The sequence below is a fragment of the Stenotrophomonas sp. genome (assembly GCF_031995405.1).
Taxonomy (GTDB): Bacteria; Pseudomonadota; Gammaproteobacteria; order Xanthomonadales; family Xanthomonadaceae; genus Stenotrophomonas.
The window spans coordinates 1-14,404 of record NZ_DAMAGC010000029.1 but is presented as its reverse complement, the minus strand read 5'-3'; the positions used below and the strand labels follow the sequence as shown (position 1 = coordinate 14,404).

Here is a 14,404-nt window from a genome sequence, read left to right as displayed (position 1 = left end):
GCAGCGGCGCGGACGCGCCGCTGCCGTGATCGCTCAGTGCTCGCGCAGCACTGCGAATCCTGCCCGGAGACGACGTTCACACAGCGCCGAGAACTCCGCCGCCTGTGGCGAACTGTCGGTCAGTGGCGCTGCCGCAACGAAACGATGCAGCAGGCTCCAGATCCGGTGGGCGACCTGGGAAGATCGCCGAAAGACGTCCTCCACCCCCTGCAGGGGGCCAGCGATCAGATCCCGCGTGGCCAATACGCCAACGACACGCCACTGCGCGCAAGCGCCGGCAAGATACGCCAGCTCCTCCGTATCATGGGTACGACCCGGCATGAGGAAGTTCGCATCGACGTGGGTCAATTCATGGGCCACCTGGGACACGGCCTCGGTAGCACGATGCTCCTCGTCGGCCAACCAGCGCACTGCCAGACGCATGGACAGCTTTCCCGGCGCGGCAACGCTCAGCCAGCGTGCATCCCGCTTCTCGCCTACGCCGACGATATCCACGTGGATCGTGCTGACGCTGCGCCCCTGGCTGTAGCCAGCCACAAAGCTCGCCGCTGCTGCGATCCAACGGCAAAGCGCCTCGGCCTGATCCGGCTCGATACGCGGATCGCGCCAACGCACGTGGATCCGGGGTACGTCCTCTCCGCATTGGACGCGTTGCTGCGACGCCCGGGACGGCAGGGGTCGTCCAGGAATGAATTGCGTGGTGATGAGATACGACACGCGCCGGGTACCGCCGTAGGAAAGACCTATCGCACCTGCTTCGGAGACCTGTCGCTTTACCTCGGCCGGAAAGTAGGATCGACATCCCACGAGTGACAACGCAACCACGAGCATCATGCCGCGCGCGCCGAAGCATACTTGGCAGGTACGGCCGGCGATTCGAGCGACGTGGAGGACGCACTGACCCGCGCGCGCGCGCCTCCTGGTGTGCTTCACTCCCTGCACTCGGTATCGGTGGGATACCCCGGGCAATCCGGCGTTCCGTCAAAGACAACGGAGAACCGGTTGAGCTCACGCCCTTCGTAGGACGAAATGCCCGCAATAGTCTGCGTGCCCGATCCGAAGTTCGATCGGAAAGGAATGATCTCGTATCGTACGGAATCGGCCCCTGCGCCATTGGCATAGGCCCATTCATTGATCTGATCTGGATCCCGTGCATGGATGCTGTTGCCGGAACGGGTCCAGGCGAACAAACGCGAGGAGACCACCTGGCCATTGCCGCCATTGCTCAGCACGACGTTCATTGTCCCCGTCGCCGGATAAGGAATGGTGGAGCCGCTGATATCCAGAGCGTAGCTCCTGGCATCCGGGGCAAGCGCGCTTCGAGCAAGTAGCGCGTCCAACACGCCGCCCTTCCGCTCCCCGCCCTCCCACTTTGCCTCAAGACTTACGCTGCACTCTCCGCCTCCGCCAGCTTTGAGCGTACATCCCGCCTTGGTGCTTACTGTCGAGGGCGAGTTACATGACGTCGTGGCCAAGCACAGGGGGACAACAAGAAAGCCGCAACAATCCGATTCATCTCCATCTCCCGTCAGCGGTCGAATCCGCCAGAACACCTTAGGGAAATGCACCGCTCGGAAAACCGACGCCGAACTCATTGTTGAATGCGGGTCGATTGAACTTTCCGGCGGTCCGCTGAAAGTCGATACGTTGGTGCGGGCGCGCCGTGCCTCAGCGCGCGACCAGCTTCTGTCGCGCGGCGTCGTAGCGATCGCCGACGATGGCGATGCTGTCCAGCGCATCGCCGATCTGCTGCAGGTCGGCGGCATCGAGCTGCAACGACACCGCGCCCAGGTTTTCCTGCAGGCGATGCAGCTTGGTGGTGCCGGGAATCGGCACGATCCACGGCTTGCGCGACAACAGCCAGGCCAGGGCGACCTGGGCGGGCGTGGCGCCCTTGGCGGTGGCAATGGTGCTGATGCGGTCGACCAGCGACTGGTTGGCCTGGCGCGCATCGGCGGCAAAACGCGGCACGCTGTTGCGGAAGTCATCGGCGGCGAACTGCGTATCGACGTTGATCGCCCCGGTCAAGAAACCCTTGCCCAGCGGGCTGAACGGGACGAAGCCGATCCCCAGTTCCTCCAGCACCGGCAGCACGCTCTGCTCCGGTTCGCGCCACCACAACGAATACTCGCTCTGCAGCGCGGCCACCGGCTGTACCGCGTGCGCGCGCCTGATGCTGTCCACGCCGGCTTCGGACAACCCGAAGTGCTTCACCTTGCCCTCGGCGATCAGATCGCGGACCGTGCCGGCGACATCTTCCATCGGCACGGCGGGATCGACCCGGTGCTGGTAGAACAGATCGATGCGGTCGGTTTTCAACCGCGACAGGCTGGCCTCGGCCACAGCGCGGATGCGCTCGGGACGGCTGTCCAGGCCGGCATCCGAGTGCCCGTCCTTGAACCCGAATTTGGTGGCGATCACCAGCTGGTCGCGGTAGGGGGCCAGTGCCTGCCCAAGCAGTTCCTCATTGCGGAACGGGCCATAGGCCTCGGCGGTATCGAAGAAGGTGACGCCCTGCTCCACTGCCGCGTGCAGCAGCGCGGTGGCCGCACGGGTTTCGGTGGCCGGGCCATAGCCGAAGCTCAGGCCCATGCACCCCAGGCCGAGCGCGGAAACGCGCAGGCCGCTGTTGCCAAGTTCACGCGATTGCATGGGAGTTCTCCTGCGCCAGACAGGCGCGCGGTGGATGTCCTGCCACCATACAGACTGCCCGGACCGGGATTGGAGGCGTCCAGGCGCAGTCGGTCATGAACCCAGATCATCAATTCAGCCCAGCGTGCCTTGCGGCAGGTTGATGCTCACCTCGCCCAGGATGACCACCGCCAGCAGCATCAACAACACCGTGCCGCCTGCCAGGAGGATCAGGACGTGCCAGATCGTCAGGCGGTCCAGTCGCGCGCTGTCGATGCGCTCGTCGCGATGGTACTGGCGCAGTAGCGCGTTGACCGGCAACACCGGTACGAAGCTCAGGAAGGCCAGCAGGGAGGCGGCGTTGTCGAGCCGGCCGGCCAGGTTGAGGGCAAGGAACACGATGCCCAGCAGCGCTACCGGAAAGCCCAGTTCACGGCGGCGGCCGCGTACCAGGTCGGCGAGCTGGGCAAAGCAGGAGAAGCACCACAGCGGGCAGAACAACGCACGTGCCCACGGCCACAGCGAGGCGCCCGTTTCGTGTTGGATGGCCCGCCAGTTCCGCCAGAACCAATACATCGTATAGAGGCCTGCGGTGGCCAACGACATGGCGCCCAGCTTGAAGGCGGACGGGGCGAAGAACACGGGTTTGTCGAGCACATCGGCGGCGACAATGCGCTCCTCTGGAGCGAGTCGCGCGGACATCGGCAACACCGGCGGCGCCGGCGTTTCCGCGTTTGGCGCGCGGTAAGGATTCTGCATTTCCATATGCGTTGTCACCGTTCAAATTGGAGGACCGGCAGCGCCGAAGATCCGCGCCCCGGGAGGGCGCGGCGCGACTATGCCAGAGAACGATCCGCACCGCCACGGGCGGTGCTCATGGGCGTTGAGCGCGGCAGATCCCGCCGCGCGCTCCCGCCCCGCCTCAGCGGATTTCGGAGATCTCCACCCCGTCCAGACCCTGCGACAACGTGCGCGCGTCACCGCCCTGGGACAGCTTGATGCGCAGGCGCACCTCGTTCTGCGAGTCGGCGTAGCGCAGCGCGTCCTCGTAGCTGATCTCGCCGGCCTGGTACAGCTCGAACAGGCTCTGGTCGAAGGTGCGCATGCCCAGCTGCACCGACTCCTTCATCACTTCCTTGAGCTTGTGGATTTCGCCATCGCGGATGTAGTCCTGCACCAGCGGCGTGCCGAGCATGATCTCCATCGCGACCTTGCGCGATTTGCCATCCGGCGACGGCACCAGCTGCTGGGCGACCACGCCCTTGAGGTTCAGCGACAGATCCATCAACAACTGGTTGCGGCGATCTTCGGGGAAGAAGTTGATGATGCGGTCCATCGCCTGGTTGGCGTTGTTGGCATGCAGCGTGCACAGCACCAGGTGACCGGTTTCGGCAAAGGCGATGGCGTGGTCCATGCCCTCGCGGGTACGCACCTCGCCGATCATGATCACGTCCGGCGCCTGGCGCAGGGTGTTCTTCAGCGCCGCTTCCCAGCTGTCGGTATCGATGCCCACTTCACGCTGGGTGATGATGCAACCCTCGTGCTTGTGCACGAATTCGATCGGGTCCTCGATGGTGATGATGTGCCCGGTCGAGTTGTGGTTGCGGTAGCCGATCATCGCCGCCAGCGAGGTGGATTTGCCGGTACCGGTGGCGCCCACGAACAGGATGATGCCGCGCTTGGTCATCGCCAGCGTCTTGATGATCGGCGGCAGGTTCAGCTCTTCGACGGTGGGAATGCGCGTTTCGATCCGGCGCAGCACCATGCCGACCTGGTTGCGCTGGTAGAAGCAGCTCACGCGGAAGCGACCGACACCGGACAGGCCGATGGCGAAGTTGCATTCGTGGGTTTTTTCGAACTCTTCGCGCTGCGCCGGTGTCATCACGTTGAGCACCATGTCGCGGCTCTGCTGCGGCGTCAGCGGGGTCTGGGTGATCGGCGAGATCTTGCCGTTGACTTTGATCGCCGGCGGCATGCCCGCGGTGATGAACAGGTCCGACGCCTTCTGGTGCGCCATCAGCTTGAGGAACGAGGTGAAGTCGATGGTGGTGGTGCTCATCGCGGTGTACTCCGAAGGTTTCCAGGAGCCGGCCAGCGGCCGGCACTACCACTATTCGAAAATCCGCTTGTCCTTGGCGTACTCGCGCGCCTGGTTGCGGGTGATCAGGCTGCGCTTGACCAGGTCCTGCAGGTGCTGGTCCAGGGTCATCATGCCCATCTGCTGGCCGGTCTGGATCGCCGAGTACATCTGCGCCACCTTGTCCTCGCGGATCAGGTTGCGGATGGCCGGGGTGCCCACCATGATTTCCCACGCGGCGGTACGCCCGCCACCGACCTTCTTCAACAGGGCCTGGGAGATCACCGCGCGCAACGACTCGGACAGCATCGAGCGCACCATCGGCTTTTCGCCGGCGGGGAACACGTCGATGATGCGGTCGATGGTCTTGGCCGCCGAACTGGTATGCAGCGTGCCGAACACCAGGTGGCCGGTTTCCGCGGCGGTCAAGGCCAGGCGGATGGTTTCCAGATCGCGCAATTCGCCGACCAGGATGATGTCCGGATCTTCACGCAGGGCCGAACGCAGCGCTTCGTTGAAGCCGTGCGTGTCGCGATGCACTTCGCGCTGGTTGATCAGGCACTTCTGCGAGGTGTGCACGAATTCGATCGGATCCTCGACGGTGAGGATGTGGCCGTATTCGTTCTTGTTGATGTAGTCGATCATCGCCGCCAGCGTGGTCGACTTGCCCGAACCGGTCGGGCCGGTGACCAGGATCAGGCCCTGCGGCTGGTCGATCAGCTCGCGGAAGATCGGCGGCGTGTTCAGGTCTTCCAGCGTGAGCACTTCGGACGGAATGGTACGGAACACCGCACCGGCGCCGCGGTTCTGGTTGAACGCGTTGACGCGGAAACGTGCCAGCGACGGAATCTCGAACGAGAAGTCGACCTCGAGGAATTCCTCGTAATCGCGACGCTGCTTGTCCGACATGATGTCGTAGACCAGCGCATGCACCTGCTTGTGGTCCAACGCCGGGATATTGATGCGACGGACATCGCCGTCGACGCGGATCATCGGCGGCAGGCCTGCCGACAGATGAAGATCCGACGCTTTGTTCTTTACGGAAAACGCCAACAGTTCGGCGATATCCATGCGCTGCTACTCCCCATGACTGCTGCGACTGGAAGGTTCTTTCCCCGGGCGGCAGTATAGCGTTCCTGATCTACCGGAAGACGCCCGTGTCCGCGCTGCCCCTGCCGACGATATTGCTGAACCTGCACAACGCGGCCGCCGCCGTCGGACGGCCAGACCCGGCGCTGCTGGCCGTCTCGAAGACGCAATCGGCCGAGGCGGTGGCGGCATTGGCCGCCCAGGGCCAGCGGGCGTTCGGCGAGAACTACGTGCAGGAAGCACTGGGCAAAATCGAGGCGCTGGCCGCAGCGGGCCTGGAATGGCACCTGATCGGCCACCTGCAGTCGAACAAGGCCGAGCTGGCCGCCCGGCACTTCGACTGGGTGCAGAGCGTGGACCGGCCCAAGCTGGTGGCGGCGCTGGCTGCGCACCGGCCGCCTGGCCAGCCGCCGCTGAATGTGCTGATCCAGGTCAATATCGATGATGAGGACAGCAAGCACGGCTGCCGCCCCGAGGACGTGCCGGCGTTGGCGGCAGCGATCAGCGCCGCGCCGCAGCTGCAGTTGCGCGGGCTGATGGCCATCCCCGCACCGTGGCCCGATGCCGCACCTCGCCGGCAGGCCTTCGAGCGCATGCGCGACCTGTTCGAGTCGCTGTCGACGACGTATCCGCAGGTGGACACGCTGTCGATGGGCATGAGCGGGGATTATCCCGACGCGATCGCCCATGGCGCGACGATGGTGCGGATCGGCACCGCCCTGTTCGGCACGCGCCCACGCGTGGCCTGATGCTTCCTCAACCCCCTTCCCAAGGAGATCGCATGAGCGCTTCCCCGCTAACTTTCATCGGCGGCGGCAACATGGCCCGCAGCCTGATCGCCGGGCTGATCCGCCAGGGCGTGGCCCCCGCGCAGATCCATGTCGCCGAGCCCGTCACCGCGCTGCGCGAAGACCTCACCGCCGACTTCGGCGTGAAGACCTACGCCAGCGCCACCGAGGCCGCGGCCCAGGGCGTGGTGTGGGTACTGGCGGTGAAACCGCAGGTGCTGCGCGATGTCTGCGCCGCGCTGTCGGACCTGGCGCGCGCGAAGCAGCCGCTGGTGCTGTCGATCGCCGCCGGCATCACCAGCGCGCAGCTGGAGCGCTGGCTGGGCGGCAACCCGGCGGTGGTGCGGGCGATGCCCAACACCCCGGCCCTGCTCGGCGCCGGGGTCACCGGCCTGTACGCCACCGACGGTGTCAGCGCCGCCCAGCGCGCGCAGGCCGACACGGTGCTGGCCACTGCGGGGCGCACGGTGTGGATCGACGATGAGGCGCGCATGGACGCGGTGACCGCCGTGTCCGGGAGCGGCCCGGCCTATGTGTTCCTGCTTGCCGAAGCGATGGAAGCGGCCGCCGTGGCCCAGGGACTGCCGGCCGATGCGGCGCGCACGCTGGTGGTCCAGACCCTGCTCGGCGCCAGCCGCATGCTGGACGAATCCGGCGAGGCCCCCACCGAACTGCGCCGCCGCGTGACCTCGCCCAACGGCACTACCCAGGCAGCGATCGAAAGCTTCCAGGGCGATGGCTTCGAAGCGATCGTGGCGCGCGCGATCGACGCCGCCACCCGACGCGGACACGCGCTTTCGGCCGCCAACGACTAACGATGCCCACGCAGAGTCACCCCATGGGTGGCTGCCGCGGTGCCGGAACGAAGAGCAGCCACGCGTGGCGTGGCTCTACCGCGCCGGTCAGCGTTCGGGTAGAGCCACCCCATGGGTGGCTGCCGCAGTGCCGGAACGAAGAGCAGCCACGCATGGCGTGGCTCTACGTGGCCGGGTCCAGCTGGGCCAGCAGAAACGCCACGAAGCTGGACAGCTTCGGTCTCGGCCGGCGATCAGGCAGGTACACCAGGTGCAGCGGGCGAGGCTCGGGCAGGTAGTCGGCCAGCACCGGTTGCAGGCGCCCACCGGCGATGTCCTCGGCAAGCAGCACCTCCGGCTGCAGGATCAATCCCGCACCGGCCAGTGCGGCGCGGCGCAGGCTGTCGCCGTCATTGCAGAGCAGGCGCGACTGCGCCGACCAGTCCTGCTCGGGATGTCCCCGCAGGCGCCAACCGTGCCCGCCACGCCAGGCCAGATGGGTCAGGCAATCGTGATCGCGCAGGTCCGCCGGATGCCGGGGGATGCCCTTGCGCTGCAGGTAGGACGGCGCCGCGCAGATCTGCATCGCATACGGCGGCAACGGTCGCGCCACCCATTCGGCCGAGCCGATCTGGCCCATGCGCACCACCGCATCGAACTGTTCTTCGATCAGGTCCACGCGCCGGTTGCTCAGATCCAGCTCCACGGTCACCTGCGGGTAGGCGGCCAGGTACTGCGCCACCAGCGGGGCCAGCACACAGCTGCCCCAGGTGACCGGTGCGCTGATCCTCAGCACGCCTTGCGGCTGCGCCTGCAGCCCTTCGACACTGGCCTCGGCCTGCTGCACCTGTTCCAGCACGGTGCGGCAACCGGCCAGATAGTTGCGCCCGGCATCGGTGAGACTCTGCCGGCGGGTGTTCCGCTGCAGCAGGCGCACGCCCAGGTGGGCCTCCAGCTGCTGGATGTACTTGCCGACCATCACCGAGGACACCCCCAGCTGCTCGGCGGCGGCATTGAAGCTGCCGTGTTCGACCACGGCGACAAAGGCCTGCATGCAGCGCAAGGTATCCATCAGTAACCCCAGGTTTGCAATCTACAAAGCTTACGCCGGTTACCGAACTGGTAACGCAGGCGCAGACTGGCTGCACACCCTTTGGAAGCCCCTCTCATGAAGATCCTTCTCGTTGGCGCCAGCGGCACCCTCGGCCAGGCGGTGGCCAACACCCTCGGCGTCCACCACGAAGTGATCCGCGCCGGTCGCCACGGCGGCGATGTGCAGGTCGATCTGACCGACGACGCCAGCGTGGACGCGCTGTTCGCGAAGGTAGGCAAGGTCGATGCGGTGATCGCGACCACCGGCCAGGTGCATTTCGGTCCGCTGGCGCAGATGCGGCCGGCCGACTTCAACCTGGGGCTGCAGGACAAGCTGCTCGGCCAGGTGCGGTTGAGCCTGGCCGCCCAGCATCACCTGAACAGCGACGGCTCGATCACCCTGACCAGCGGCATCATCAGCGCCCAGCCGATCCGCGATGGTGCCAACGCCACGGCCGCCAACGCCGCACTGGAAGGGTTCGTGCGTGCGGCCGCCTGCGAGCTGCTGCCGCGCGGACTGCGCATCAATGCAGTCAGCCCGAACGTGCTGGCCGAGTCGATGGACGACTATGGCGCGTACTTCCCGGGCTTTGAACCGGTGACGGCGCAGCGCGCGTCACTGGCGTACCAGCGCAGCGTGGAAGGAATACAAAGCGGGCAGGTGTTCACCGTCTGGTGAGGGCGGAGCCGGCCAGCGGCCGGCACTACTCCCAGCGGCGGGGGCCGTCGCCCTGATCGCCCAGCGCGTCATCGGGATTGGTCAGGCGACAGCGCTTCAACGACAGGCAGCCGCAGCCGATGCAATCGGTGAGCTGGTCGCGCAGCAGCAGCAGCTGCGCGATGCGCTCGTCCAGTTCGCTGCGCCACAACGCCGACATCCGGGCCCACTCGGCCTTGGTCGGGGTCTTGTTCTCCGGTAGCGCCGCGAACGCGGTCGCCACCGCCTCCAAGGGCAGGCCAACGCGCTGCGCGACCCGGATCACCGCCAGCCGACGCAGCACGTCGCGGGCGAAACGACGCTGGTTGCCGGCGGTGCGCAGGCTGCGGATCAGGCCCTTGCGCTCATAGAAATGCAACGCCGAGACGGCCACGCCGCTTCGTTTGGCCACTTCCCCTACACTCAGTTCCTGCGCGATCACTGCTTGACCTCAACCTTGGTTCAGGTGGCATCCTGCGCGCGGCCGGGATGCACTGCAAGTCCGGCACTTCCCCCGATGTCTGGAAACCGCATGTCCGTTGATGCCGCAACGCCACCTGTCGCCGCCCCGGCGATGGACACCCCGATCCCCTCGATTCTGTCACCGGCCTACCGCGCCACCACCATCGGCATGGTCGCGCTGGTGTCGCTGCATGGCTTCGAAGCGCTGGCCGTGGCTGCGGCGATGCCGACCGTTGCCCAGGCGCTGGACGGACTGCCGCTGTATGCGCTGGCCTTCGGCGGCACCCTGGCCACCAGCGTGATCGGCATGACCCTGGCCGGGCGCTGGAGCGACCAGCAGGGCCCGGCGCGTCCGCTGTGGCTTGGCCTGGCCTGCTTCATCGCCGGCCTGCTGGTGGCCGGGCTGGCCCAGCACATGCCGGTGCTGGTGCTGGGCCGCCTGATGCAGGGGCTGGGCGCCGGGGCGATCTCGGTGGCGCTGTACGTGCTGGTCGGGCGGACCTTCCCCGAGCCGATGCGGCCGCGCGTGTTCGCTGCGTTCTCGGCCGGCTGGGTGGTGCCCTCGCTGATCGGCCCCGGCATCAGCGGGCTGATCGTGCAGCACCTGGGCTGGCGCTGGGTGTTCCTGATCGTGCCGCTGCTGGCCATTCCCGCCGCGCTGCTGCTGCGCCCTGCCCTGCGCAACCTTGCCCCTGCCGGCGCGGAAAAGAGCAACCGCACGGTGGTGCGCTGGGCAATCGGTGCCTCGGCCGGCGCGTTGCTGCTGTACGTCGGCGGCCAGCAGCGTGGCTGGACCGCGTTGTCGATGCTGCTGCCGGCGATCGCGTTGCTGGCGCTGTGCAGCTGGAAGCTGCTGCCGGCCGGCACGCTGCGGCTGCGTCGTGGGCTGCCCAGCGTGATCGCGCTGCGCGGCATCGCCGCATCGGCCTTCTTCGGCTGCGAGGCGTTCCTGCCGTTGCTGCTGCAGCGCGAACGCGGGCTGAGTCCCCTGTTTGCAGGGGTGGCGTTGAGCCTGGGCGCGCTGGGCTGGTTCAGCGGGTCGTGGATGCAGGGCCACCAACGCCGCGGCTGGTCGCGGCGTCAGTTGCTGACGAGCGGTGCGCTGCTGATGTGCGCGGGCATCGTGGTCACCTCGCTGGCCCTGCAGCCGGCCATGCCGCTGTGGTGCGCGCTGGCCGGGTGGAGCGTCACCGGGCTGGGCATGGGCATGATCTACCCCAGCCTGTCGGTGCTGACCCTGTCGCTGTCTCCGCCCGCGCAGCAGGGCGCCAACACCTCGGCACTGCAGTTGAGCGAGGCGCTGGGCGTGGCCACCACGCTGGCGGTGTCCGGCTCGTTGTTCGCGCTGTTCCTGCAGGGCAACGTGGTGGTGGGCTACCTGCTGACGTACGTGATCATGCTGATGCTGGCGGTGCTGAGCGTGCTGGTCGCGCGGCGGATCTGATCGCCAACGCGACGTCGCGGCCTCAGTGCCCGACTTCCTTGAGGTCCTCGCGCAGGATGCGGCGGATCTCCAGCACGGCCTGCGGGGTTTCCTGCACGCTGTGCCCGGAGATGATCACCTTCTCCGATACCGCGCCGTCCAGATGCGCGCTCCAGTACGGCACCAGGCCATCGTCGGACTGCTGCAACGGCACGTCCGGTTTGCGCTGGGCGATGATCGAGTGGTACTTCAGGCCCGGCGCGATCGGCAGTGCGCCGGCGGCCTTGACGAACGGGTCGCTGGCCTTGAGGTTGTCGATGCTGTTGGGGATCTGCAGTTTGGTCTGCTGCGCGGACTGCGTTTCGGCCTGCTGCAGGGTCTGGAACACGTCTTCGAACTTGCCCAGCAGGGTGATCGGCAGACGTACCAGCCGCCCGATCAGACGCCCTACGCGGTTGCCGGCGATGTCGGTGCCCTTGTGCGGGGCGGCAATGAAAATGGCGCGCTCCACGTTCGGTTCGGCCGTGAAGTGCAGCAGCGGACCGAGCTTGGCTTCCACGCGCTTGAGGCGTTCACCCTTGAGGTCGTAGTTGGCCAGCAACTGGTCCCACAGCACGTCGCCCGACGAGGTGACCAGCAAGCGCGCCAGCACGCCGCCCATGCTGTGGCCGATGAACACCATGTCCTTCGACGCCGGCGTGCTGCCGTTGGGATCGAAGTGCTTGAGCGTGTTGTTGAACGCCTGGTTGATCTCATAGCGGTTCAATGCGATCGGCGCGTTGGTCGGGTAGTACACCTGCCACACCTGGAAGTGCTTGCGCAGTTCGGGGTCGCCCATCACCTCGTTGGCCACGTTCACCCACGCCTCCGGGCTGCTGCCCAGCCCGTGCAGCATGAAGATGATGCGGCGGTTCGGGTCCCATGGCTGCATCAGGTACATGTGCGGTTCGCCGATACCTTCGCTCAACCCGAACAAGGTTCGCAGCGACTGCGTGGCAAACCCGGACTGCGCCAGCCACATGCCGTAGGCCGCAGTGAAGTTGCCCGCCAGCGGTACCTTCTCGCCGTGCAGGTTCACGCTCTCGGTGGACTCGGGTGAGTACACATCGAACAACACCTGGGTGGTGTCCAGCACCTGCTTGAGGGTGTCGCCTTTGAAGCGCAGCAGCGCGGTGGCGTTGATCGCCGACATCTCACTGTACTGGGGAATCTCGGCCTTCTGCCCGTCCGCCGCGGCGACCAGCTTGGGCGGGTCCATCACCACCACCAGCTCGGCGCCGAAGCCATCGCGGCGATAGGTGCTGCGCAGGCCGGCAAAGCTCAGCGACGAAGCCGAGACCATGCGGGTGGGGATGCTGGTCATGCGCAGTTCGTCGAAGTCCGAGGTCAGCGTCCAGCGCTCACCGGCGACGGGCGCGTTGTAATCCTCGCCTTCCAGCGCGCTTTCGCGGGCGCGCTTGAACACCACTGCGGCAGTCTGCTCGGCGGCGTAATTGTAGTAGTCGCGGACCTGGGTCTGGCGATCCTCGAAGGCACGCTCGGACGGGGTGCGCCCGCTGAAAAACAGGTACGCGTAGGCATAACGCGCCGCTTCCAGCCACGCATCCAGTGCCGCATCGCTCATCGGATGCTTGTCGCGGTCCTTGGGCTTGGGGCTCAACCCCAGCGCATTCTTCACCCACAGCTCGGACAGCGCCGACAGACGCTGCTCCTCGGGCAGCACGTCGGTGTCTTCCAGGGTCTTCTGGCAGCCCGCCACATCCTTGGCGCACATGTCCTCGTCCAGCCCGATCACGCTCAACGTCTCCTGCGAGGCGGCGCTGAGCTTGCCCGAGGTAAGCACGTCGCCGCGCTTGTTTGCCAGGTAGTCGGTGGGCGCCACCTGCTTCATGGTCACCATCGCGCAGCCGCTGGACAGCAGCAGCGACAGCACCACCGCCAGCAGCGGCAGCGTGCGGCGCGGGAACCTCATGGACAGCCGTTTCATGGAACGCTTCCTTGCTCGGTGCCGGGCATGCCCTGGCGGATCAGTCGGGAAAAGTCGGGATCGTCGCCGGCGGCGCGTGCGCGATCGGTGATGCGGCCGCGTGCCTTGAGCGTGGCAAAGTCCACGCCCGGCGTCAGCACGCCCAGGTCGCGTGCGTACTCGGCGAAATAACCGGATACCAGCAGCCGGTAATCCAGCGGCAGGCCCGGCGCGATCTGCTTGGCCAGTTCGTAGACGATGGTGGTGCAGTTGCTGGTGAGCGTGTTGTAGAACGCCGGGGCCGCGTCGAGCTTGCGCGCCTCGCCCAGGTAGGACACGAACAGACCCTTGAGCTGTTCGCCGGTCATGCCGTGCAGCCGATACAGGTAGACATCTTCGCCACGCACGTTGCTGCGCACGCGGATGATGTCGGTTTCCTCCGCAGCCACCAGGGTCATCTCGAACTTGCGGAAGAACCCGCCCAGTGCCGAGAACGACTCGCCGCGCTCCTTGCGGATCTCCAGCGAGAACACCAGGTAGCGACCATCGGCGAAGCCGAAGGACACCAGCGTGTGGGCGATCATCGGCCCCATCCAGTAGGACATCACCAGGTCGGCCGAGCGCAGCTGGTCCAGGTTGTAGCTGCGCCGCACCCAGCGCACGTCGTGGTCGTCTTCGCTGCGCCAGGTGAAGTCGCGCACGTTGTCGAGCACGACATGCTGGCCGTCGAATGCAACAACCTTCAACCGCTGGGCCACATCGTCGGCCCAGACCCGGTCCTGGCGCGGGGTCAGCAGCAGCCACCACACCCCCGACGCCACCAGCGCGGCCACGTACAGCGCGCCCGGCCAGCGCCCGGCACGCGCGCGCCCGACCGCCACCGCCGTGGTCAACGCGAAGCCCAGCCACAGCGCGATCGCGACCCCGCGCAGCCACCCCGGCCCGGGCAACTGGTAGGCCAGCAGGCCGGTGATCCACAGCGCCGCGACCAGCATCACCAGCGCCAATCCCCATCGTCCTGCCTTCTTCACGCGTCGTTCCGTCGTTGGTTCGGGGCGCTAGTTAGCCATAACCGGGGTGTGTGGAACATGTCTGCGTGTTCAGCTTGGCCCGACGGCATACTTGCAGGCCCCGATCCACCCCCTCAGGAGCTTCCGCATGCAGGGTCTGCGTTCCATCGGCGGCGTGCCGATCCAGCCCCATCATCTGGCCCGCTGCCACTGCGGCGCGGTCGTCCTGCGCCTGCATCTGCCCGACGGCGTGCTGTCGCCACGACGCTGCGACTGTTCGCTGTGCCGGCGCAGGGGAGCGATCGTCGGCTCGGTGAAACTGGCCGACCTGGAGGTCATCCAGGGCGAACAGATGCTGCGCCTGTACCAGTTCAA

14 protein-coding genes and 1 pseudogene are annotated in these 14,404 nt (G+C 66.7%); 5 read left to right on the top strand and 10 right to left on the bottom strand.

Features of this window, described 5'->3' with window-relative positions; all coding sequences use genetic code 11:
- Positions 1–33 precede the first annotated feature (33 nt).
- From RTO53_RS07430 to RTO53_RS07405, 6 genes are all read right to left on the bottom strand, one after another.
- Positions 34–834 carry a hypothetical protein gene (locus RTO53_RS07430; protein WP_312237180.1) on the bottom strand — a complete coding sequence of 267 codons (801 nt, stop codon included), beginning with the start codon at positions 832–834 and terminating at the stop codon, positions 34–36.
- 95 nt (positions 835–929) lie between these two features.
- Positions 930–1,343: a hypothetical protein gene (locus RTO53_RS07425; protein ID WP_312237179.1), complete on the bottom strand. Its 414-nt coding sequence runs from the start codon at positions 1,341–1,343 to the stop codon at positions 930–932.
- Positions 1,344–1,668: 325 nt separating this feature from the next.
- Positions 1,669–2,652, bottom strand: a complete 984-nt coding sequence (locus tag RTO53_RS07420; RefSeq protein ID WP_312237178.1) for an aldo/keto reductase — start codon at positions 2,650–2,652, stop codon at positions 1,669–1,671.
- Between the two features lie 114 nt (positions 2,653–2,766).
- Complete coding sequence (locus tag RTO53_RS07415) at positions 2,767–3,333, bottom strand: hypothetical protein (protein WP_312237177.1); 567 nt, start codon at positions 3,331–3,333, stop codon at positions 2,767–2,769.
- A gap of 220 nt (positions 3,334–3,553) precedes the next feature.
- Positions 3,554–4,690, bottom strand: a complete 1,137-nt coding sequence (locus RTO53_RS07410; RefSeq protein ID WP_228886758.1) for a PilT/PilU family type 4a pilus ATPase — start codon at positions 4,688–4,690, stop codon at positions 3,554–3,556.
- Positions 4,691–4,741: 51 nt separating this feature from the next.
- On the bottom strand, positions 4,742–5,779 hold the full coding sequence (locus tag RTO53_RS07405) for a type IV pilus twitching motility protein PilT (protein ID WP_256775698.1): 1,038 nt from the start codon (positions 5,777–5,779) through the stop codon (positions 4,742–4,744).
- 86 nt (positions 5,780–5,865) lie between these two features.
- Between RTO53_RS07405 and RTO53_RS07400 the strand changes: the two genes are divergently transcribed.
- On the top strand, positions 5,866–6,546 hold the full coding sequence (locus RTO53_RS07400) for a YggS family pyridoxal phosphate-dependent enzyme (protein WP_312237176.1): 681 nt from the start codon (positions 5,866–5,868) through the stop codon (positions 6,544–6,546).
- 32 nt (positions 6,547–6,578) lie between these two features.
- Entirely contained in the window at positions 6,579–7,400 is an 822-nt protein-coding gene (proC, locus tag RTO53_RS07395) for a pyrroline-5-carboxylate reductase (RefSeq protein ID WP_312237175.1), read from the top strand.
- A gap of 163 nt (positions 7,401–7,563) precedes the next feature.
- Here proC and RTO53_RS07390 read toward each other — a convergent pair whose 3' ends face one another.
- Positions 7,564–8,451 (bottom strand): LysR family transcriptional regulator, encoded by an 888-nt coding sequence (locus RTO53_RS07390; protein WP_312237174.1) that lies wholly within the window; start codon positions 8,449–8,451, stop codon positions 7,564–7,566.
- Between the two features lie 96 nt (positions 8,452–8,547).
- Here RTO53_RS07390 and RTO53_RS07385 point away from each other — a divergent pair, with 96 nt between their 5' ends.
- Positions 8,548–9,150 carry a short chain dehydrogenase gene (locus RTO53_RS07385; protein WP_312237173.1) on the top strand — a complete coding sequence of 201 codons (603 nt, stop codon included), beginning with the start codon at positions 8,548–8,550 and terminating at the stop codon, positions 9,148–9,150.
- A 25-nt stretch (positions 9,151–9,175) separates the two neighbouring features.
- On the opposite strand, the gene soxR is transcribed toward RTO53_RS07385, so the two are convergent.
- Positions 9,176–9,610 carry a redox-sensitive transcriptional activator SoxR gene (gene soxR / locus RTO53_RS07380; protein WP_312237172.1) on the bottom strand — a complete coding sequence of 145 codons (435 nt, stop codon included), beginning with the start codon at positions 9,608–9,610 and terminating at the stop codon, positions 9,176–9,178.
- Positions 9,611–9,700: 90 nt separating this feature from the next.
- On the opposite strand from soxR, the gene RTO53_RS07375 reads away from it, so the two are divergent.
- Positions 9,701–11,074, top strand: a complete 1,374-nt coding sequence (locus RTO53_RS07375; protein ID WP_312237171.1) for an MFS transporter — start codon at positions 9,701–9,703, stop codon at positions 11,072–11,074.
- A 22-nt stretch (positions 11,075–11,096) separates the two neighbouring features.
- On the opposite strand, the gene RTO53_RS07370 is transcribed toward RTO53_RS07375, so the two are convergent.
- Both RTO53_RS07370 and RTO53_RS07365 read right to left on the bottom strand, forming a co-directional pair.
- The gene (locus tag RTO53_RS07370) at positions 11,097–13,040 is read right to left on the bottom strand and encodes an alpha/beta fold hydrolase (protein ID WP_312237170.1); all 1,944 of its coding nucleotides are present in this window, start codon (positions 13,038–13,040) and stop codon (positions 11,097–11,099) included.
- Complete coding sequence (locus RTO53_RS07365) at positions 13,037–14,014, bottom strand: DUF4105 domain-containing protein (protein ID WP_312237207.1); 978 nt, start codon at positions 14,012–14,014, stop codon at positions 13,037–13,039. The genes RTO53_RS07370 and RTO53_RS07365 overlap by 4 nt, the downstream gene beginning before the upstream one ends.
- A 163-nt stretch (positions 14,015–14,177) precedes the next feature.
- Here RTO53_RS07365 and RTO53_RS07360 point away from each other — a divergent pair.
- Positions 14,178–14,404 (top strand): annotated as a pseudogene (locus RTO53_RS07360) (GFA family protein); the annotation flags it as partial.

Bases quoted from the DNA above. Each gene is read 5' to 3' on its own strand.
- RTO53_RS07430 (WP_312237180.1), bottom strand. From the start codon at position 834: ATGATGCTCGTGGTTGCGTTGTCACTCGTGGGATGTCGATCCTACTTT.
- RTO53_RS07420 (WP_312237178.1), bottom strand. From the start codon at position 2,652: ATGCAATCGCGTGAACTTGGCAACAGCGGCCTGCGCGTTTCCGCGCTC.
- RTO53_RS07415 (WP_312237177.1), bottom strand. From the start codon at position 3,333: ATGTCCGCGCGACTCGCTCCAGAGGAGCGCATTGTCGCCGCCGATGTG.
- RTO53_RS07410 (WP_228886758.1), bottom strand. From the start codon at position 4,690: ATGAGCACCACCACCATCGACTTCACCTCGTTCCTCAAGCTGATGGCG.
- RTO53_RS07405 (WP_256775698.1), bottom strand. From the start codon at position 5,779: ATGGATATCGCCGAACTGTTGGCGTTTTCCGTAAAGAACAAAGCGTCG.
- proC (WP_312237175.1), top strand. From the start codon at position 6,579: ATGAGCGCTTCCCCGCTAACTTTCATCGGCGGCGGCAACATGGCCCGC.
- RTO53_RS07390 (WP_312237174.1), bottom strand. From the start codon at position 8,451: ATGGATACCTTGCGCTGCATGCAGGCCTTTGTCGCCGTGGTCGAACAC.
- RTO53_RS07385 (WP_312237173.1), top strand. From the start codon at position 8,548: ATGAAGATCCTTCTCGTTGGCGCCAGCGGCACCCTCGGCCAGGCGGTG.
- RTO53_RS07375 (WP_312237171.1), top strand. From the start codon at position 9,701: ATGTCCGTTGATGCCGCAACGCCACCTGTCGCCGCCCCGGCGATGGAC.
- RTO53_RS07370 (WP_312237170.1), bottom strand. From the start codon at position 13,040: ATGAAACGGCTGTCCATGAGGTTCCCGCGCCGCACGCTGCCGCTGCTG.
- RTO53_RS07365 (WP_312237207.1), bottom strand. From the start codon at position 14,014: ATGCTGGTCGCGGCGCTGTGGATCACCGGCCTGCTGGCCTACCAGTTG.